Raw genomic sequence first — 20741 nt, forward strand, 5'->3', positions numbered from 1 at the left:
TAAATATTTGAAATATGGATGCTTTAAGTAAAATTTTTGATGATATTCATCTCCACCGATCTGAATATATTTATTTGAGATCAAAGCATCCTTGGGCTTTTCATTTTCAAGATCACAATGCCATGGTTGCGTATGTGGTGATTCAAGGTCAGTGTGTTGTGCATATAGATCAAGAGCAGGTTTTGCTTGAAGCTGGCGATCTTTGCCTTATTCCGTCAGGGCAAAACCACCACTGCAAATCTATACAGTCTGATATCTTGGTCGAATCAGTGAACATCACACCACTGTTTCAAGAGCAACGAAATAAAACCATTGAATTAAATTCTGCCGAATCTCATGAAGCAGAAGAATTATTTGTACTCGCGATCCGTGGACATGTCGACAGCATTATGGCAAAGCCTTTAGTGAATGCACTCCCCACGCTATTACACACACCACACATCATGAGCAGTACCGCACCTGAATGGTTGCAAATTGGCTTACATTTTCTGGCCGTTGAAGCGAATCAGATCCGTCCAGGCCGCGACAAAATTTTGGATCATTTGGTGAGTATTTTATTTATCGAATGTGTGCGTGATTATATTGCAGCCTTGTCAGATTCAAGCAGTTGGTTGCATGCCTTAAGTCATCCTGAATTATCCAACGCTTTGGCCGCGATTCATGAACAACCACAGCATGCTTGGACCGTCGAAAGCTTGGCAGAACAATGTTGCATGTCACGTTCTAAATTTGCCAGTTTATTCACTCAAATGCTCGGTGAATCTCCACTCGCCTATTTGCAGCAACATCGTTTGCGACTGGCGACACAGCACTTACAAATGGGGCAACTGACTATTCAGCAAATTGCCCATCGTATCGGTTACTCATCTGAAACAGCATTTAGCCAAACTTTTAAAAAGTTTTATGATCTAACACCGAGCCAGTATCGACAGCAGCATCAACTCGCAAAAACTGAGTCACCTTAGAGGTTTAATCTAAAAGCTTTAAAATCGCTTCCACAGGGTTTTCACTGTTACCTGAAAGCAGTTGTTTATGCATGGTGATGTGCTGCATCACTTGAATTTGCGATTTTTCAACATCCATCAAGCTTTCAATTTCTGCTGCTAATTTTTCAGGCGTTGCATCATGTTGGATGAGTTCCTGAATCACCTTTTTGCCCGCAATAATATTTGGCAATGAATAATACGGAATTTTGATCAGCAATTTCACCACATGATAGGTCAGCCAATTTAACTTATAAAAGGTCACCATTGGACGGTGTAAAAGCATCGCTTCTAAAGTCGCTGTACCCGAAGCCAAAGCGACAATATTCGATGCGTTCATCACCAGACGGCCAATTTTAGATTCGGTATCGGTGTTTTCCATCAAGCGAACTTTGGCTTGTAATGCTTCAGGAAACTGCTTGAGCAACACTTCGATTTGCTGTTTACGTGCATCATTAATTGCAGGAATCAGGAATACATAGTCTGGATGCTGCTCCGTCAAAATCTGTGCGGCAGACAGCACCAAAGGCCCTAAGCGCTCAATTTCCCCGCGACGGCTGCCCGGAAGTAATGCAATGTGTTTTTGATGCTCATCTAAGCCTAACTCGTGTTTAGCCGCAACGAGTGGATTATCTAAAGGCAACTGACTTGCCAATGGGTGTCCGACAAATGCAGCCGGAACTTGCCATTTTTGGAAAAACGCTTTTTCAAATGGAAATAAGCAAAGGACTAAATCAATACTTGCTTTAATGCCATGTACACGCCCTTGACGCCACGCCCACACTGAAGGGCTAACATATTGTACTGTTTTAATTGGTAGCTGTTTTTGCTTTAAGCTCTTAGATAAACGCAAATTAAAATCCGGCGCATCAATCCCCACAAAAACATCGACAGGATTTTCAGTCCATTTTTCAACCAGACCATCGCGTACAGCAAAGAGTTTTTTAATATCTTTTAAGACCTCAACAATCCCCATTACCGATAAAATATCCATCGGATAATAGCTATTAAAACCTTCTGCAATCATTTGCGGACCGCCGATGCCTTCAAATTCCGCATCAATCCCTTGCTCTCGAAAACTGCGGATAAGCTTGGCGCCTAATGTATCCCCGGATACTTCCCCAACCACGATGCCAATTTTCAGTTTCCGATTTTGCAAAAGTCTGTCCTTTTAACTCAATGTTCTTTAGCTATAGATTCTATACGAGTCCTTCACAAAGTTAATAGATTTCCAAAAAAAAGCTGCACGTCTTTAATTCAACATTTTAGGAATATTCATCACTGCTATTTAGCTGCTGATTAAAATTTTTCCGCCAATGGTTCGGATTTGTACCGTATTTATTCTTAAACAATTTACGAAATAGCACTGCGGTATTAAAACCTGCGCTTTCCGCAATTTTATCAATCGAATAATCTGTCACTTCAAGCAATTCAGCCGCATATCGCAGTCTTTCATTGTTTAACCAAGTGACAATAGGTAGTCCTGTCGCATGTTTAAAATGTCTGGTCAGTGTCCTTCTACTCATATTGGAATAATGGCGAAACCTTATCTTTTTAAGGAGTATAGATTTTGCAGGAATGGACTTTAAGTTCACAGTCGCATATATCGATAAATAACTAATTAAAGACTAGGAAAATAAACCTACGGTGCGTTTTTTGGTATTAGAGATGCATTTCAGATAGTCATCACCTTATATTCTAAATACATGATTTCACTGCAGCATAATCTCCATTTGAGCTATCAACCACTTGCAAAAACTACAATCAATAACTTAGCTTATTTAAAATCCATTATTTTCCAAATTAAAACCACTCTTTATCTATTTTTTTCACAAGCAAATCACTAATCGAGACAACGACTTATATCAATTAATCATAAGATATGCACGTTTTTTGATATTTGGCATTCAGCGATGGTCGGTCCTTTAGAGTTCATTCTGGCAGGTGTAATTGTAGGTTTCTGCGTAGGTATTACCGGTGTTGGTGGTGGTTCATTGATGACCCCGATCATGATTAGCCTATATAAAATTGAACCCCACATTGCGATCGGTACAGATCTACTGTATGCCGCAATTTCAAAATTTTGTGGTTCTTTAGTCCATGCCCGTAAAATGAATATCGTTTGGACCATTGTCATTTGGCTTGCAGTCGGCAGTATCCCTGCGTCATTTGCGACCCATTGGGTACTTGAAAACTATTTAAGCCAATCGACACATTACAAAACCGTGTTAACCATGTTTTTGGGTTTTATGCTGACGATTACTGGGATCTCAATTATTTTCCGTGGTCATATCGAAAAATTCTTTAATAAATTTCGAAAAACTGATCAGTTGGATGATATGAGTGCGGATCTTGAACGTATCAATTTCCAAGCTAAAAATAAGCGTGCATATATCATCATCATGGGCATTATTTTAGGCGTATTCGTTACCCTATCGTCTGTTGGTGCAGGTGCTTTCGGTATTATGGCATTGGTACTCATGTTCCCTAATTTACCAATGATTCGAATTATTGGTTCAGACGTCGTACATGCCGTGCTTCTTACACTGGTTGCTGGCTTGGGTCATATGAGCTCAGGTAATGTCGATTTTCATTTATTGGGTTGGTTATTGGTGGGTTCTATTCCTGCAATTGTGGTCGGAACTTTAATCAGCTCACGTTTACCTGAAAAAGTCATTCGTAAAGTCTTAGGCATTACCTTGTTTGTTTTAGGCATGAATTTCATTATTAATCCAGTAAAATCAAAACCTGTTGAAAAACCAACAACTGCAATGTTGATCGCACCGACAGTGAATAGTCAGCAGGTTTAAATTAACTGCCCGATTCATCACTTTTTTTTCAGAGACTTATTGATCTTTTTTATAACATTTGAATGCTATATTCATGTTATATTCGGCTCACGAAACAACCTTTTGTATAATCAAACCAGTGACGGCAATGAATACTTTACAGTCAAATTCTATTACCCAAAACGACATTGATGACGTGAATGTAAAAAGCATTCAGCCTCTTGTTACTCCTGCAGAACTAAAAAAAGAGCTACCTCTGACTGAAACTGCCTATCAAACAGTCCTTAAGGGCCGTGAAACTGTACGTAATATTTTAGATGGAAATGACAAACGTCTTTTTGTTGTCATTGGTCCATGTTCAATTCACGACACAGTCGCTGCACATGATTATGCTGACCGTTTAAAAGTTTTAAGTGACAAAATCCAAGATACAATTTATGTCGTGATGCGTGTGTATTTTGAAAAACCACGTACCACTGTGGGTTGGAAAGGTCTAATTAATGACCCTGACATGAACGACTCTTTCAATATCGAAAAAGGCTTACGTATTGGTCGTAAACTTTTACTTGAATTGAATGAAAAAGGTTTGCCTTGTGCAACTGAAGCACTCGATCCAAACTCACCACAGTACTACCAAGATCTTATCTCTTGGTCAGCGATTGGTGCGCGTACCACTGAAAGCCAAACACATCGTGAAATGTCTTCTGGGCTTTCTTCACCTGTGGGCTTTAAAAATGGTACAGATGGCGGTTTAACCGTTGCGACCAATGCCATGCAATCTGTTAAACATGGTCATAGCTTCTTGGGCTTAAGCGACCAAGGTCAAGTTTCAGTTATTCGTACCAGTGGTAACCCTTATGCACACGTTGTACTTCGTGGCGGCAACGGTAAACCAAACTACGACGCAGGTTCTGTTGCAGATGCCGAAGCGGCATTAGCCAAAGCAAAAGTTAGTGGCAAAATCATGATTGATACCAGTCATGCAAACTCAAACAAAGACCCGTACCTACAACCCCTTGTTCTGAAAAATATTACTGAACAAATCCTTGACGGAAACAAGTCAATCGTGGGTATTATGGTAGAAAGTCACTTAAAAGGTGGTCGTCAGGATATTCCTGCCAACTTATGTGACCTCGAATATGGTAAATCAGTGACTGATGGCTGTATCGATTGGGATACGACTGAAAAAGTCTTGTTAGAGATGCATGAAGCACTTAAAGACGTGTTACCGACACGCTAAGTGAATGAAAAACGCCATCTTCGAGATGGCGTTTTACTTTGAAGGATTATTTGTCAGATGAATGAAATCGAAAATGCGTTAAGTCACATTGAAAACTTCCAATATATACATGAACACTTATTAACGTCCGGTCAACCATCTCCTTCTGAGCTTCAAACGATCAAAGAATATGGTGTTTCAACGGTTATTAATTTAGCACTGACTGATGCATCCAATCATATCGAGCATGAAGACCGCATTTGCCTAGATCTAGGCCTGAACTACATCCAAGTTCCAATCTCTTGGGATACCCCTTCAGATGATCAATGCCTTTTAGTACTCGATATGATTGACCATTTGGTTCAAGGTCAAACGGTTTGGCTACACTGTGCAAAAAACTTCCGTGTCAGCAGTTTGATGTATTTATATCGTCAATACTATATGGATGTTGATATGCCAAAGGCTCAAGATTTGATGCATCAAATTTGGGAACCCAATGAAACATGGACAGGTTTAATCCATGCGGTTGCCTTACAACTTCAAGGCCGTAAAGCAACTCAAGATTTACAACATGCACTGATCCATCCAGATCATTTTGCGTGAGAAATCAGTACTGTTGCAGTAGAAAGAATACCTTCTTGGCGACCAGTAAACCCTAATTTTTCGGTGGTGGTCGCTTTGATGCTAATTTGTGTAACTTCAACATCCATAACATCTGCGATACTTTGACGCATTTCTAAATTATGTTTTGCTAGTTTAGGGCGCTCACAAGCCACGGTAATATCAGCATTATTAAGTACATATCCACGATCTAAAATCAGTTGGTAGACGTGTTTTAAAAGTACTCGACTATCGGCACCTTTAAATTTTGGATCTGTATCTGGAAAATGCTGACCAATATCTCCAAGTGCCAAAGCACCTAATAATGCATCACAAAGCGCATGCAGTACCACATCACCATCTGAATGTGCTTTGAGTCCATGTGTATGTGGAATTTGAACACCAGCAAGCGTTACAAAGTCACCTTCTTCAAATGCATGCACATCCATGCCCTGACCGATACGAATTTGAGCTATCATGCTTGAGTTCCTTGAGAAAATAATGATTGAAATCTTGTATTCACGCTTTCTATTTCGCTATAGTGTGGGCAAGCGCAACATAGTGAAAGTATAAGCGATCATGCTGTTGAAAACTGAAATAAATATCATCAAAAAATTCGGACTGGTTCTGCTAATAGGTTCTGGCCTAGCGACGTTTACGCATGCAGAAAAGATTGACTGTGATCAGGCCAATACTCAGGCAAAAAAAAATTACTGTTCTGACGGTTTTGAAGAACAACGTGAAAAGCTAGATGGGCTTTTTTTAACGGCACAGTTGATTACCGATGCCCCAGTACGCTTACTGATAGATACGCAAAAATTATGGTACAGCCGAGTTCAGCAATGCAAAAACTTGGAGTGTTTCAAACAACAGTTTGAACTTCGCCATGAAGATTTGAATATTTATACCTCGATGAACCAAAGTTTAACACAGCATTATCTTAAATTTGAAAATGGTCATTTTGCGACATCACCTGTACATTTAAAGGTACATCAGCTAGGCAAAGACAGCATCAAAATCGAAGGTATTGCCTATCGTAATCCGAACAATCGAGTTGAAACACAAACCATTCCATTTTTAGCCTACACAACACCCGAACAAAAAAATCAAATCACAGATAATGAACACGACTGCAAATATCAGTTCAATTACAGTAAAGCCTTACTCTCAGTAAAAACTGAACAAAAAGGCTGTGAACGTTTTGCAGGGATTTATCGTTTATATGATTAAGATCAAATTCGAATGACTTAGAAACATACAAAAAAGCCTCAACGTTGAGGCTTTTGGGTGTCTAAAATATATCAGTTAAATCGGATGTGTTTGCTGCACTTGCTGGCTAATCATTGCAGCTGTTGCCGCAGATAAGGTCCATCCAAGGTGACCATGTCCAGTATTATAAAAAATATGATCACGCTTACCTGCATGCACCACAGGCATCATATTGGGCATCATTGGTCGTAAACCCGCCCACGGCACCACATGTTCTGTTGATAGGTTAAAGTTACGATTTGACCAATCAATTAAGGGCTGAATGCGATCTGCACGAATGTCTCGGTTATAGCCATTAAACTCTGCCGTGCCTGCAACACGTAGTCGATTTGCACCTAAGCGTGAAGTCACAATTTTGGCACTTTCATCCAACAGACTCACCCAAGGCGCATTGGTCTGACTTTGTTCATCATTTAAGTTTATGGTAATTGAATATCCTTTGACTGGATAGACATTTACACGGTCACCGAGTTTATGCGCAAGTTCATAACTGCCTACACCACCACAGACCACCACAGCATCTGCCTCAAGTAAGGTATTTGCATCAGGATGTTCCATATTTTCATCACTGGCTTTTAACTGAACATTGACACCTTTTGCATGATGTTCAAAGTCAGTCACCTCAAAGCCCCACATATATTTCACATCAAAGCGTTCTGTTGCTTTAGCAAGCTGCGTCGTAAATTTATGGATGTCGCCCGTGGCGTCCCCTGGGCAATAAAATCCACCATAGTATTCACCTGTCAGACTAGGCTCGATATCACGGATTTCAGCTAATGTCACAGGATGACGCTCTAAGCCACCCTCACAGAGCATATTATTAACTTGAGTCGCTACCTCATAATCATGTTGATTATGAAAGAAATGTAAAATGCCGCGTTTTTCTAAATCAAACTGTAAGTTTTCATGCTCAGCAATTTCAAATAAACGCTGACGTGCCATCAATGCAAGACGGACGGTCTCGTGAGTATTTTCACGGTAATCTTTAATATGCCCCATAAACTCAAAGAGCCATGAATATTTGTGTAGATTAAAACTTGGATTTAATAATAATGGCGCGGTTTTTTGTGACATCCATTTGATGCCTTTCACTACCGTTGCTTTTTGGTTCCAGACTTCAGCATTACACGCTGATAATTGTCCACCATTGGCAAACGACGTTTCCATCGCAGGATAAAGATGTTTATCGACCACAGTGACACGATAACCGAGTAATCCGAGTTCGTAAGCTGTCGTTACCCCAGTAATACCTGCACCAATCACAACAATATGACACATATAGGCTCCTTGGAAATTATATTTCCTATGTTCGCCCCATCTGTCATTGTTACCTGAGAGCTTTGGTTCCTTGCGAAGCAATGTGAACCTTCCCCTTCGGTGAGTAGGTCTAGCCTACTTCTCTCCAGATTTTTATATGATTACAGTCCTTTTGCCTGAGAGTTTCCTGGGGGAACTTGCTCCTTCGGCGAGCACGATCTGTGCTTCTCTCCTGCAATCATCCATTCGTTTTTTTATTCGGCATTCATCTTGGTATTGCCTTAGTTAGATATGAGCAATATTTGTACCAAATCTCAAGTCCTATTTGGGTCAATATTGTTAAATAATATTTTTATATCGATTTAAGTTGTTAGGTTATAAATTTAAAATCAATTTTTTTATACCTAAATACTTCATCTTTAAAATAAAGGTTTAAAATACTGAATGAAATTTATATCTAGAAAGATTGAAGTTTTATGTCGGATTCTACCCTTTTCTCTTGCTTTGCATCTGTGATCAAAACACATTCTATTGAAGAATTAACCCAAAGTGATTTACTCCGTCTTAAAACTCTGGGAACTATTCAAAGCTTTTATGCACCATTCGAGGCCATAAATCATGATGCAAAAGTGGTCATCGTCGGCATCTGCCCAGGCCAACAACAATGGCGTAATGCATTAATTGCAGCGAAGGACGGCGTAGAGCAGCAATTATCTGAGGAAAACATACTTAAACTTGCCAAGAATAGTGGTGCTTTTAGTGGTCCTATTCGTAAAAATTTAACTCAACTGCTAGATCATATTGGATTACAGAATCAATTAGGCATACAGACCACTGCAGAGCTATTTAGCAATCATCAAGATATGGTGCAAATGTGTTCGGTTTTACAGCAATGTATTTTGGTCAATGGAAAAAATTATGCAGGCTCAACGCCCGCAATGTTGAAAAATGAATTATTAAAACAACATATTGATGATTATTTTATTCCTATGGTTCAACAGCTTCCGAACGCAATTTATATTCCGCTAGGCAAAGGTGTAGATGAGGTTTTAAATTATGTAAGCAGCTTAGGCTATTTAAAAGATCAGCAGATTTTAGCAGGACTTCCCCATCCATCGGGTGCGAATGCTGAACGGATCAAATATTTTTTAGGCGAAAAACCACGTGACCAATTGTCTCGACAAACCAATCCCGAGCAGATTGATAGCGCAAAATCACAGATCTTACTTAAGTTATCTAAATTTCAATGAAATAAGATTTACATCACTTAATAATATTTTTTATTTGAATATCGACCACTTATATCAAAGCAGTGCTCAAACAAAACTAGAAAAGTGTGATGTATTTTACTTTTTTGTTTTTTCTGTGTGAATATGCGCCAAAATAAATATTGCTTATAAAAATAACGCTAACATGGAAAAACACATGAAAAATTATTTAGTTCTAGGATTTACACTCCTACTACTCACAGGTTGTATTACCGTACCTAAAAATAAACCTGAAACCAAAACATTAAAGCTGAATGGTGTGAATACCGTTGAAAACAGTAACGTAATCCAACGAACCATTACTCGAGGTCAATTACTGTGTGAAACTGGACAAAAATGTCCTGAACTTGCAATTGATTAGCAAAAGAATAAAGGTGAGTATGCACTTTCACTGCATTCTTATGATCAACAGCAGCTTGATATGAATGAAATATCTTTTGTGATCGACGGCAAAGTATTGTCTTATCCTGCAATAGGTCAAACAAATTATCGTCGCTTAGATAATTCAAATGTGATTGATTCTTCTAATACCGTGATGATCCCAGATACTGTGCTTAAACAATTCTGTGACGCAAAAGATATTGCGGTGATTATGAATACCAACCAAGGTGAAATCGCACACTATATGTTAAAAAACCAAAAATCTTCAGATGCCTATCGTCTATTTTTACGAGCGTATTCTTAAGCCCAAATAGTCTAAAAAAAATCCCAAAAGTTAGTGTATGTTCTCTTTTGGGATTTTTTATTCATTTCGCTTTATAAATTGATCAAATGCATCACATGGTCTTTATTTTATTCGTTTAATTAATTGTTTAATTGTGAGTTCACAAATCGGTTGACCTACTTCTAGATGAAGAGGATAGGCTTGATTTTCATTTGTTATGTTATAGCCACGCCGTTGATAATATTTTATTAATTCTAAACGCCGATCAATCACATACATGACAAATTCTTCAACATTGGGTTCAATCAACGTCGCTTGCTGTTCTGCAAATTGCAATAATTTTTTTCCTAAGCCCTGAGCTTGCTCATCTGGGTGAATTGCAAAATGACCAATTTCACTGCTCATTCCCTGCATTTGAATCCCAATACACCCCATGATCTGCGCATGTACCGACTCCATCACATATAGATGAAAATCCTTTTTTTGTAAGAGTTGGCTGAGTTGAGAGACATTTATTCGATTTCCTCGAACAATATGATGTTCCGTGGTCCAACTCTTAGGATGATTCTCCCGATAGGCTATATTCATTAAGCTTTCGAGCTGCTGAATATCACCAAGTAAAGCATTTCTTATATTCATATTTTTTAGCTATTTATTTTCATGGGTCTATTTTACTGAAATAAAAAAACCAGACAATTGTCTGGTTTTTTTATGCAATTTGCTCATCAGTGTAGCTCGCTAGCGCTATTCACCAACCGCATCGGAACAAAAAGCAGTGCTTTGTTATTTATACTCTGTGACTCGCTAACGTTACTCACCAAACCACGTTTGGAACAAAGCAACGCTTTGTTATTTATCCACTGTGACTTGCTAACGCTACTCACCAACCGCATCGGAACAAAGCAGCGCTTTGTTTCCTCACTTGGGTTCAATTGGGGCAAATGGAGCGACAACATCCGCATTTTGTGCACGGTTACGCATGAAGTGATCCATGAGCACAATTGCCAACATTGCTTCTGCAATTGGTGTCGCACGAACACCGACACAAGGATCATGACGACCTTTAGTCAACACATCTGTATCTTCACGATTAATCGTAATGGTTTTACCCGGCGTAGTAATGGAAGCTGTTGGTTTCAAGGCGATCGCAACACGAATGTCTTGACCACTCGAAATACCGCCCAAAATGCCGCCAGCATGGTTTGCCAAGAAACCATCCGTTGTTAACTCATCACGGGTTTCATGACCAAACTGCTCGGCAACACCAAAGCCATCACCAATTTCCACACCTTTTACAGCATTGATGGACATCATAGCATGTGCAATATCTGCATCTAAACGATCAAATACAGGCTCGCCCCAACCGACTGGCACTTGCGTCGCAATAATTTCCAGTTTAGCGCCACAGCTCGTTCCTTGTTCACGAAGTGAAGTTACGAGAGCTTCAAAACGTGGGACAGCATCTGCATCACCACAGAAAAATGGGTTATTCGGAACTTCATTCCAGTCCAATTTCTGTGCTTTTTCGGTACCAATTTGCGTTACATGACCACGAATTTCGATGCCGAATTTCTCAAACAAGAATTTTTTAGCAATCGCACCCGCAGCAACACGCATCGCAGTTTCACGAGCACTCGAACGACCACCACCACGATAATCACGGAAACCATACTTATGTGTATACGTATAGTCTGCATGACCCGGACGGAAGGTTTGCGCAATGTTGCCATAATCTTTTGATTTTTGATCTGTGTTACGGATCAATAGACCAATTGATGTACCGGTCGTTTTGCCTTCAAATACGCCTGAAATAATTTCAACTTCATCGGGTTCTTTACGCTGAGTTGCAAACTTAGATGTGCCCGGCTTACGACGATCCAGATCCTTTTGCAAATCGGCTTCAGTCAGTTTAATACCCGGTGGAACCCCATCCACAATGGCCATCAGACCAACGCCATGAGATTCACCACAAGTCGTTACACGGAAGAGTTGCCCTATACTATTACCTGCCATGTCAAACGACTCCTTATGCTTGAACAGATTGAATGAATAAATCTCGGTATTCGCGGCATTGAGCAGCAGTCAATGCAAAGATACCTGTACCGCCTTTTTGGAACTGTAACCAGTAAAAATCAACGGTATTGAAGTTTTGACGCATTGCCCATTCTGAGTTACCCACCTCAATCACAATTAAGCCATCTTCAGTCAAGTAATCTGCAGCTTGTGCCAACATTTTACGCACAAGATCCAAACCGTCTTGACCCGCAGCAAGCGCCATTTCAGGTTCATGGTGGAATTCTTCTGGTAAATCTGCCATGTCTTCAGCATCCACATATGGTGGATTCGACACGATCAAATCATATTGATTTTCTGCTGGAATTTTGGCGAATAAATCAGACTCAAGTAAAGCCACTTGATATTGTTTATTGTGGTGTTCACAGTTAATTTGTGCCACTTCGAGTGCATCTTTAGATAAATCTGTTGCATCAACTTCAGCGTCTGGGAATGCATAAGCTAAAGCAATCGCGATACAACCCGAACCCGTACACATATCTAAAATGCGCTGAGGAGTTTTTGGATTAGCATTTTCAGGTAGATTATTAACTGCAGCACCCATTTCGCCATTTTCACCTAAGCAATATGGCGCAAAACGGTTTTCAATTAACTCTGCAATTGGAGAACGTGGAATCAGTACACGTTCATCGACATAAAATGGCTTACCAAAAAAATATGACAAGTTAAGTAAATAAGACGTTGGAACTTTTTCATTAATACGACGTTCTAACAATGCTAAAAATTCTGCAACTTCACTTGGCAATAATTTCGCATCTAAGATTTCCGCATCTGCATTCCAATCTAGAGATAACGTTTGTAAAACCAATGCTGAGCTTTCAGCAAAATAGTCTTCTGTACCTTGTCCTAAGTGGGCATCATATTGACGTAAAGCTGTTACCCCAAAGCGGATATAATCACGAATTGTAGATAGGTTTTCAGCTGCTTCCTGTAAATGTTCAGGGCTAATAGTCGGTCGATCCACTTAAGGCGTCTCCAGTTCATAATTTTTTAAACGCCCTATGATACCTTGTTTTGATGCTATTTATAATAAAAATACGGCATTATTCACCGCTTGAAAGCATTTCATAACCGTATATATGAGGTCTGATACATTCGCTGAAATGAAATGTGTACTTTAGGCCTTTCTTCAGCATTTTATAAAACCAAATAGATGAAAATTACGAATAAAAACCAATTCAAGCTCAATTGTTTAGCAATTTGTACTTGATCCTAAGCTTTATTTTCTTAAAATCATCCCCATACAAACAGTTAAATTTTAAATGCGGAGCTCCAATGAGCTATAAGCACAATAACCTCATGGCTATGCGTCAAAGCTATTGGGAAGACACTCAGTCTTTAAACGTGCAAACTGAAAAGGCATTTTTTCAGCAACTACTGATCGAACATCAAGTTTTCCCTGATGCGAGTCTAGAAAACGCACGTACCCTATTTTTTAGCTTACCGAGCATTATTATTGTCAAAGGTTATGCTGCCGGATTTAAAGACGAATCTGTCCAACATCTTATTCATCAACATATTGAAGAACATAAAGCTGCATTGATGCAAAATGATACGGTAAAAATCAAATATCGTTTATAGTTTTATTTCTAATGTGCCTGTCTACGCGGCATCTTGCTTAAGTTTGCAAATGCTTACTGCATATTCAGTAAGTTGAACTATTTTAATACGTTAAGAAACGTTAAAATTAGCTACAATGTATTTTTCTGCGAATTGCTGATTAAAGGATTTAATTTACATGTCAGATCAGAACGATAAGCTCAAACACTTGAAAACGTCTTCTATGGATCGACGCTTATCTATCGCAAAGGCATCGCTACTTGCGGGAACACGTTGGGCAGCATCAAACGCCACTTCTATTTTTTCGAGTGAGGAAGAAAAAGAGAAAAAGCGTAAAAAAGCCATGAAAGATCAGGCTGAATATCTCGTCGCAGAAATTGGTAAATTAAAAGGTTCAATTGTAAAAATTGGGCAAATGATGGCGTTGTATGGTGAACATTTTCTGCCTGAAGAAATCACGCAAGCCCTCAACACGCTGAACAATCAAACAGTTGCATTGGCATGGCCAGCCATCAAAGTCCAACTACAAAATCAACTTGGCTCAAAGCTTGATGATCTCGTGATTGATCATGAGCCACTTGGCACAGCATCTCTGGCACAGGTTCACCGTGCAAAACGTAAATCTGATGGTTTAGAACTGGTTTTAAAAATCCAGTATCCGGGTGTGGCAGATGCAATCGATTCAGATATGAATCTATTCAAAAACATGCTCAAACTGACACGAATGGTTCCTCAAACCCGTGAATTTGATCAGTGGTTTGATGAAGTTCGTGAAATGATGCATCGTGAAGTAAATTATAAAATTGAAGCAGACACCACTCGCCGTTTTGCTGCACGCTTAAAAGAAGACCCACGCTATATCGTGCCGCAAATCATTGAAAGTTATTCAACACCTCAAGTACTGTGTATGACTTTTGAACGTGGTGTACCGATTAACAGCCCAGTAATGCTGTCACTTCCTCAAGAGCGCCGTAACGCCTTAGGTGAAGCATCACTTGAAATTGCCGTACGCGAAATTTTTGAATGGGGTGAAATGCAAACCGACCCTAACTTCGGAAACTATTTGGTGCGTTTGGGCAATGGTGCGGATGTACCAGATAAAATCGTACTCCTCGACTTTGGTGCGATCCGTCAGTTTGATGAGCATCTATTAGGCGTTGCGCGTAATTTGATTACCGCGGGTTACCATCACAGCTCTGAGCAAATGGTCAAAGCGATGACAGGTTATGAGTTCTTTGATGGTATTCCACAAAGTATTAAACCTGATATGGCTAAAGTCTTTTTGTTAGCGACAGAGGCATTTAGTAGCACTGAAAATAACCCAAACATCCCTGCTGGTGTTATGGACGAACAACAACGCTATGACTGGAAAAAAAGCCAATTACATAGCCGTGTGATGCAACAAGCGTCAAAATCGATGGCATCTCGCTATTTCTCAGTTCCACCTAAAGAGTTTATGTTTATTAGCCGTAAATTTATCGGTGCATATACCTTTATGACCGTCATTGAAGCAAAAACCAATGTTCGTCGTATGATTCAAAAATATCAATAATCATTCAATACAGACCTTAAAACTTGGCTGACTCAAATGTCAGCCAAGTCAATTTTAAAATAACAATACTTTTAAGCCTTTTTACTTTTCTATTCTTAATTAATTATTTAGCTATCGAATCCCACCTAATCTCGCCGTTTATCTTTGACAATCATGCATGTCATTTATGACATGGTTTTTCTATCTTTGGCATGTCAGCATTAAATAAGAACAACGCAAATGGAAAACAACAATGACCAATATGGTAAACAAGGCACAAGGATTTGGACTCTCACTTTTAACTAAAATTGCCGGAAGTGATGTACTCGATCAGTTTAAACTGCGCAAATTTGTTGAAAAATCTTTGTATCAAAGCTCAAAAGCTGGTTTTAAAACCCTGAGCCAGACGCAAAAAGTATTTCAGACCAACAAAGATGTGCATAAGCAACGTTTGCCTAATCAACAAAAATCATTATTTGATTTAAACCTGACTGAAGAACAACAAATGACTGCTGATGCGATGCAGCAGTTTGCCACAGAAGTCTTGTATCCACTTGCTCATCAAGCCGATCAAGAGGAAAGATTTCCTGAAGCGTTATGGCAACATATCCAAGATCTAGGTCTAAATTATTATGCCTTACCTGAAGATTTGGGTGGCGTCGCGGCAGAAAAAAATATCATTAGCAATATCTTAATTGCTGAACAATTGGCTGAAGGTGACTTTAGTTTAACAGCAGGTTTACTGTCGACGTTTAGCTGTATCAACGCCATTACCCAATGGGGTTCCGAATCTGTTCAAGCAACCTACTTAGCGGCATTTGCAGATGATTCAGCCCTACGTGCAAGCTTTGCGGTTCAAGAGGCAACAGCGGCATTTAATCCCTATCAACTTAAAACTCACGCGATTGCTGATGGCCAGCAGTATAAAATCAGTGGGGAGAAAACCTTAGTCCTTCTAGGCGAACAGGCAGATGTGCTGTTAGTGAGTGCCATGCTCAATGGACAGCCTGAAGTTTTTATTGTGCAACGCGACCAGAGCATTAGCGCAAAAAAAACACCTGCTATGGGTTTGAAAGCCACTGAAACGGTAACTTTAAAATTTGATCAGACCCCTGCCCAACGCTTAGGCGATCAAGATTTCAACTACACCTCATTTATCGATCTTGGCAACTTAATGTGGTGTGCCATGGCTGTTGGCACCGCAACTGCAGTCAAAAAATATTGCATTCAATATGCAAACGAACGTACAGCTTTTGGAGAGCCAATTTCGCACCGTCAAAGTGTGGCATTTATGATTGCAGATATGGCAATCGAAATTGATGCCATGCATATGCTCATCCTAAACGCAGCAAGTCTAGCCGAAGCCGGCAAGCCATTTCATCGTGAAGCCTATTTAGCCCTCGTGCTATGTGCTGAAAAATCGATGAAAATTGGGACCGATGGCGTGCAAATATTAGGTGGTCATGGCTTTACCAAAGAACATCCCGTAGAACGTTGGTATCGAGACTTACGTGCCACAGCGATTCTTCAATCTGGCTTACATGCATAATTCAGCAAAATAAAAACAAGGAAATGTCCATGAACTTACAAAATCCGAAAAAATTTAAATTGCTGATCGACCAAGCCCATGAAGTCGCTTTAAATGTTCTACGCCCTATTTCACGTAAATATGACAAAGCCGAACACGCCTATCCAAAAGAATTAGACATGTTATCTTCCCTCGTTGACGGTATGAATGATGGCGGTGATGGCATGAATGCAGGTGCCGCCGTCAATAAACGTGGCGACACAGACACTGGTAATAAAAACGGTGTCAATATGTCAACAGCCCTCAGTATCATCGAAATGTGCTATGGAGATACAGGCCTGTTGCTCAGTATGCCTCGTCAAGGGCTTGGAAACTCGGCTATTGCAGCAGTAGCCAATGATGAACAACTAGAACGCTTAAAAGGGACTTGGGCCGCTATGGCTATTACAGAACCCAATTGCGGCTCTGATTCAGCAGCTATTCGGACAACAGCGACGAAAGATGGTGATGAATACATACTCAATGGTGAAAAAATCTTTGTCACCTCGGGCGAACGTGCTGATTCTGTGGTGGTTTGGGCAACGCTAGATAAAAAATTAGGCCGTGCAGCGATAAAATCCTTTGTTGTTGAAAAAGGTACGCTGGGCATGACTGTAGAACGCTTAGAACATAAATTGGGTATTAAAGCTTCTGATACTGCTGCCATTAGTTTTGTAGATTGTCGTGTCCCTGCTGCAAACTTATTAGGCAATGCTGAAATTGATGTAGCAAAGGGTTTTGCTGGGGTTATGGAAACTTTTGATAATACTCGCCCGCTCGTTGCCGCGATGGCTGTTGGCTGTGCAAAAGCATCTTTAGAGCGAATTAAAGAAATCTTTAAAGATGAATTAGATGAGCAGTATTCAACACCGATCTTACAAAGCTCGAATATTGCTGCACAAATCTACCGTATGGAAGCAGACTGGGAAGCAGCACGTCTACTCATGCTCAAAGCCGCATGGATGGCCGACAACAAAAAACCTAACTCACGTGAAGCATCCATCGCTAAAGCAAAAGCAGGCCGTGTAGGTAATGAAATCACGTTAAAGTGTGTAGAGCTCGCAGCGGCTGTCGGTTATAACGAAGATGAATTATTGGAAAAATGGGCACGTGATTCAAAAATCCTCGATATATTTGAAGGCACACAGCAAATTCAACAATTAATCGTTGCACGTCGTGAACTGGGTAAAAGTTCAAGCGAATTAAAATAATTTTTTGCTTGAGTAGCTTTAAACTTAGAGATGGATTTTTTTATAGGATCAGTTTATAAACGATCCATCTTTTTGTTTTTCGATCATTATGTTTCAAATCCGACCACTTCAAATTGAAGATAATGCAAGCATTGCCAATGTCATTCGCACAGTTTCCAAAGAATTTGGATTAGCACCTGAATCAGGATTTGCCGTTGCAGATCCAATTTTAGATGATTTATATCACGTTTATGCGCAAGCAAATGCACAATATTGGGTTATTGAAAATCAACACGGTACAATTTTAGGTGGTGGCGGCCTTTCTCCTTTAGTTGGAGACTCAAGCATTTTAGAAATCCAAAAAATGTATTTTATGCCTGAATTACGTGGTCATGGCTTAGCCAAAGATATTTTAGAACTTTGTTTTCAATTCGCCAAAGATCATAATTTTAAAGCATGTTATTTAGAAACTACACATACACTTGGGCAAGCGGTGAAACTCTATGAAAAAGTAGGATTTGAACACTTACAAGCTCCCAAGGGCAATACAGGTCATAGCCAAGCATGCGAAATTTGGATGCTTAAAACGCTTTAAATAAAATTAGATTCTACAAATTTCACTGGAAAGATTTACAGCTTTATCAAATACAGTTATTTGATGAATGGATATTCTAGTTTTTTATAACTAAAGTTCTCGGGATTTGAATGTTCCCATAATCTTAATAAGTACCATGTTAAGAGAGAAATACTGATTCAATTAACACGATCTTTTTCTCTCTTCACTTAAAAAATCATGTAATTTGAGTACATTTCCATCAATTCTTACAATTTCACTGTACAGAGCATCTTAAGAAAATATTGACCTCTAAGTCTCCAGTTCATAATATCGCTTTAGAAATTACACTTAGCCATGATTATTTTAAAGTGAATATAAATGCAGAATGTACTGAATAAAACTCGCCTTTCAACTCGTCTTTCGTCGCTCCTAAGCGCTCACAGCTTAAAGTTTTCAACTGTTATTATATCTGTAACCCTGATTTCTGGATGTTCATCACTAGGTGGTGGCTCTGTAGAAAAACGTGCAGTTAAACTTTCATCAGGGATCCAAAAGGCCTATTCAGTCAATCCTGAAACTGCAAATCGAGTGTCACCCTACATTGTGCAAACTGCCGATCAATACAACTTAGATCCTTTACTACTGGCTGCCGTTATTCGCCAAGAATCAACTTTCCGCCCTTATGTCAGTTCTCCTGCAGGTGCAGTCGGTTTAACTCAGGTGATGCCACGTTATTGGCAAGCAACATGCCCTGGGGATTTATATGACGAATTAACCAATATTAATTGTGGGTCATTTATTTTAACTAAATATAAAAATGCGGCAGGTAGTATTCCAAAAGCTTTAGCCTACTATAATGTCGGACCTACTGCTTATAACACCAATCGAAAAATGAAAAAACAAGGCAAACGTTATGCAAAACAAGTTAAAGAACATCAAAATAATTTAAAAAGTTCCTTATAATTTCTAAAAATTTAATCTTTTATTTAACCATATAGACCTAACTAAGCTTAAGAGGATAAATTTTGTTAGGTCTAATCTCTTCAATTATTTCATAGATTGACGCATTTTATCTTCATCAAAATATTGCGCAAATGATGCAATACGTTTTTCAACAATTGGATTTTTCATCAGATTTTCAGCTGCACGATTTCCCAATAGTTCAAATGCTTTACCTAGAGCATTTGTTCCTTCATTTTCTGTAACAGCTTTGATTTCAGCATTACAACGTTTAGTAAATAAATCTTGAAATAGAATAGCCATATTTTTATCAATTTTTTGTATCTCAACTGGCGTTACTTTACTATATTTAGAAATTTCTGGATGTGCTGAAAATGCCAAATAAATCCAAGCTGTTAAGTTCTGACTCTCTTTTGCTGAAATTTTATTTACCAAACATTCACTTAGTTTACCCTGATACACACCGGCTGTAGTATTGAAAGAAACAAATGCAAATAAAACTGTAGCTAATAATTTTTTTAAAAACATCTTAAATACCCTATATATTATTAAAGAGACAAACGATTTTATTATATTGATTTATTACACATTTTCATTAGCAAAACATTTTAAATGATATAAAAGAGTTCTAGACGAGTTTATTGTTGATCGGCCTTATTCTTTTTAAATATCTATCATTTCCCTGTTTTTTCTTCTGCTTTTCTTATTATTTTTTTCTTCCCTTTTTCCCCACATAAAAAAACACCCCCTGACATATCAGGGGGTGTTTCGAATAATGAGCTGGCGATGACTTACTCTCACATGGGTAACCCCACACTACCATCAGCGCTAAGAGGTTTCACTTCTGAGTTCGGGAAGGGATCAGGTGGTTCACTCTTGCTATTGTCGCCAGCACAACTGTTATGGATACTTGCTTAGTCTAATCTCAGAGCAGTGCTCTTCGTGCTAAGTTTTCTACCAAATGAGTTATTAACAGGTATATTTGAGTTGATTTTAACATAAAGCATAGCTTTATGTCTTGCGCTCGAACAAACATAATTAATGTTTGTTTATTCCTCGCTCATGTATCTAGCTTTTCAACTAAATCAAGTTTGATTGATTATATGTGAATCAATTGATGCTTTACATACAACTGTTTGGGTGTTGTATAGTCAAGCCTCACGAGCAATTAGTATTGGTCAGCTTCATGCGTCACCGCACTTCCACATCCAACCTATCAACGTCGTAGTCTTCAACGGCTCTTTAGTGGACATAA

At 39.1% G+C, this 20741-nt stretch carries 22 protein-coding genes, 2 rRNA genes and 1 riboswitch; of the genes, 14 read left to right on the plus strand and 10 right to left on the minus strand.

The window, feature by feature from the left end:
• The first annotated feature begins 14 nt into the window (after positions 1–14).
• Positions 15–965: an AraC family transcriptional regulator gene (locus FTT77_RS09350; RefSeq protein ID WP_180049598.1), complete on the plus strand. Its 951-nt coding sequence runs from the start codon at positions 15–17 to the stop codon at positions 963–965.
• A 4-nt stretch (positions 966–969) separates the two neighbouring features.
• Here the strand turns inward: FTT77_RS09350 and lpxB are convergent, their stop codons facing one another.
• Positions 970–2142, minus strand: a complete 1173-nt coding sequence (lpxB, locus tag FTT77_RS09355) for a lipid-A-disaccharide synthase (RefSeq protein ID WP_180022776.1) — start codon at positions 2140–2142, stop codon at positions 970–972.
• Between the two features lie 106 nt (positions 2143–2248).
• Positions 2249–2509 carry a helix-turn-helix domain-containing protein gene (locus FTT77_RS09360; RefSeq protein ID WP_180009501.1) on the minus strand — a complete coding sequence of 87 codons (261 nt, stop codon included), beginning with the start codon at positions 2507–2509 and terminating at the stop codon, positions 2249–2251.
• 387 nt (positions 2510–2896) lie between these two features.
• Between FTT77_RS09360 and FTT77_RS09365 the strand changes: the two genes are divergently transcribed.
• From FTT77_RS09365 to FTT77_RS09375, 3 genes are all read left to right on the plus strand, one after another.
• Positions 2897–3793 (plus strand): sulfite exporter TauE/SafE family protein, encoded by an 897-nt coding sequence (locus FTT77_RS09365; RefSeq protein ID WP_180109168.1) that lies wholly within the window; start codon positions 2897–2899, stop codon positions 3791–3793.
• Between the two features lie 127 nt (positions 3794–3920).
• Positions 3921–5012, plus strand: coding sequence for a 3-deoxy-7-phosphoheptulonate synthase (locus tag FTT77_RS09370; protein ID WP_143221612.1), 1092 nt, complete (start codon positions 3921–3923; stop codon positions 5010–5012).
• 57 nt (positions 5013–5069) lie between these two features.
• Entirely contained in the window at positions 5070–5594 is a 525-nt protein-coding gene (locus FTT77_RS09375; RefSeq protein ID WP_078191020.1) for a protein tyrosine phosphatase family protein, read from the plus strand.
• Here the strand turns inward: FTT77_RS09375 and ispF are convergent.
• Positions 5582–6070 carry a 2-C-methyl-D-erythritol 2,4-cyclodiphosphate synthase gene (gene ispF / locus FTT77_RS09380; RefSeq protein ID WP_168378679.1) on the minus strand — a complete coding sequence of 163 codons (489 nt, stop codon included), beginning with the start codon at positions 6068–6070 and terminating at the stop codon, positions 5582–5584. The two genes, FTT77_RS09375 and ispF, sit on opposite strands and share 13 nt — an antisense overlap.
• Positions 6071–6170: 100 nt before the next feature.
• On the opposite strand from ispF, the gene FTT77_RS09385 reads away from it, so the two are divergent.
• A complete protein-coding gene (locus tag FTT77_RS09385; protein ID WP_180109167.1) occupies positions 6171–6821 on the plus strand; it encodes a hypothetical protein in 651 nt (216 codons plus the stop codon).
• A 75-nt stretch (positions 6822–6896) separates the two neighbouring features.
• On the opposite strand, the gene FTT77_RS09390 is transcribed toward FTT77_RS09385, so the two are convergent.
• A complete protein-coding gene (locus tag FTT77_RS09390) occupies positions 6897–8138 on the minus strand; it encodes a D-amino acid dehydrogenase (RefSeq protein WP_168378681.1) in 1242 nt (413 codons plus the stop codon).
• A gap of 133 nt (positions 8139–8271) precedes the next feature.
• A riboswitch (glycine riboswitch) is annotated at positions 8272–8362 on the minus strand.
• Between the two features lie 231 nt (positions 8363–8593).
• Here FTT77_RS09390 and FTT77_RS09395 point away from each other — a divergent pair.
• The 3 genes from FTT77_RS09395 (at position 8594) to FTT77_RS17455 (ending at position 10070) form a co-directional block, all read left to right on the plus strand.
• Positions 8594–9367, plus strand: a complete 774-nt coding sequence (locus FTT77_RS09395; protein ID WP_180109166.1) for a hypothetical protein — start codon at positions 8594–8596, stop codon at positions 9365–9367.
• Positions 9368–9542: 175 nt separating this feature from the next.
• Positions 9543–9746 (plus strand): hypothetical protein, encoded by a 204-nt coding sequence (locus FTT77_RS17450; protein WP_252725826.1) that lies wholly within the window; start codon positions 9543–9545, stop codon positions 9744–9746.
• A 60-nt stretch (positions 9747–9806) separates the two neighbouring features.
• Positions 9807–10070, plus strand: coding sequence for a hypothetical protein (locus FTT77_RS17455; protein WP_252725827.1), 264 nt, complete (start codon positions 9807–9809; stop codon positions 10068–10070).
• Between the two features lie 102 nt (positions 10071–10172).
• On the opposite strand, the gene FTT77_RS09405 is transcribed toward FTT77_RS17455, so the two are convergent.
• The 3 genes from FTT77_RS09405 to prmB all read right to left on the minus strand — a co-directional run bounded on the left by FTT77_RS09405 (position 10173) and on the right by prmB (position 13086).
• On the minus strand, positions 10173–10688 hold the full coding sequence (locus FTT77_RS09405; protein ID WP_180109165.1) for a GNAT family N-acetyltransferase: 516 nt from the start codon (positions 10686–10688) through the stop codon (positions 10173–10175).
• 279 nt (positions 10689–10967) lie between these two features.
• Complete coding sequence (aroC, locus tag FTT77_RS09410) at positions 10968–12062, minus strand: chorismate synthase (protein ID WP_180109164.1); 1095 nt, start codon at positions 12060–12062, stop codon at positions 10968–10970.
• 13 nt (positions 12063–12075) lie between these two features.
• Positions 12076–13086, minus strand: a complete 1011-nt coding sequence (prmB, locus tag FTT77_RS09415) for a 50S ribosomal protein L3 N(5)-glutamine methyltransferase (protein ID WP_078193871.1) — start codon at positions 13084–13086, stop codon at positions 12076–12078.
• Positions 13087–13397: 311 nt separating this feature from the next.
• Here prmB and FTT77_RS09420 point away from each other — a divergent pair, with 311 nt between their 5' ends.
• The 6 genes from FTT77_RS09420 (at position 13398) to FTT77_RS09445 (ending at position 19489) form a co-directional block, all read left to right on the plus strand.
• Complete coding sequence (locus FTT77_RS09420; protein WP_078191029.1) at positions 13398–13703, plus strand: hypothetical protein; 306 nt, start codon at positions 13398–13400, stop codon at positions 13701–13703.
• A 157-nt stretch (positions 13704–13860) separates the two neighbouring features.
• Positions 13861–15234, plus strand: a complete 1374-nt coding sequence (locus FTT77_RS09425; RefSeq protein WP_180041466.1) for an AarF/ABC1/UbiB kinase family protein — start codon at positions 13861–13863, stop codon at positions 15232–15234.
• Between the two features lie 241 nt (positions 15235–15475).
• A complete protein-coding gene (locus tag FTT77_RS09430; protein ID WP_180109206.1) occupies positions 15476–16762 on the plus strand; it encodes an acyl-CoA dehydrogenase family protein in 1287 nt (428 codons plus the stop codon).
• 29 nt (positions 16763–16791) lie between these two features.
• The gene (locus FTT77_RS09435; RefSeq protein WP_180109163.1) at positions 16792–17991 is read left to right on the plus strand and encodes an acyl-CoA dehydrogenase family protein; all 1200 of its coding nucleotides are present in this window, start codon (positions 16792–16794) and stop codon (positions 17989–17991) included.
• An 88-nt stretch (positions 17992–18079) separates the two neighbouring features.
• Entirely contained in the window at positions 18080–18565 is a 486-nt protein-coding gene (locus tag FTT77_RS09440; RefSeq protein ID WP_180109162.1) for a GNAT family N-acetyltransferase, read from the plus strand.
• 339 nt (positions 18566–18904) lie between these two features.
• Positions 18905–19489: a lytic transglycosylase domain-containing protein gene (locus FTT77_RS09445; protein ID WP_180054910.1), complete on the plus strand. Its 585-nt coding sequence runs from the start codon at positions 18905–18907 to the stop codon at positions 19487–19489.
• Positions 19490–19573: 84 nt separating this feature from the next.
• On the opposite strand, the gene FTT77_RS09450 is transcribed toward FTT77_RS09445, so the two are convergent.
• The 3 genes from FTT77_RS09450 to FTT77_RS09460 form a co-directional block, all read right to left on the minus strand.
• Positions 19574–20014, minus strand: a complete 441-nt coding sequence (locus FTT77_RS09450) for a hypothetical protein (RefSeq protein ID WP_180009496.1) — start codon at positions 20012–20014, stop codon at positions 19574–19576.
• A gap of 250 nt (positions 20015–20264) precedes the next feature.
• A 5S ribosomal RNA gene (gene rrf / locus FTT77_RS09455) occupies positions 20265–20379 on the minus strand.
• Between the two features lie 254 nt (positions 20380–20633).
• Positions 20634–20741: ribosomal RNA gene (locus FTT77_RS09460) — 23S ribosomal RNA — on the minus strand; the annotation flags it as partial.

The sequence above is a fragment of the Acinetobacter sp. YH01010 genome, from assembly GCF_013420775.1.
GTDB classification, from domain to species: domain Bacteria; phylum Pseudomonadota; class Gammaproteobacteria; order Pseudomonadales; family Moraxellaceae; genus Acinetobacter; species Acinetobacter amyesii.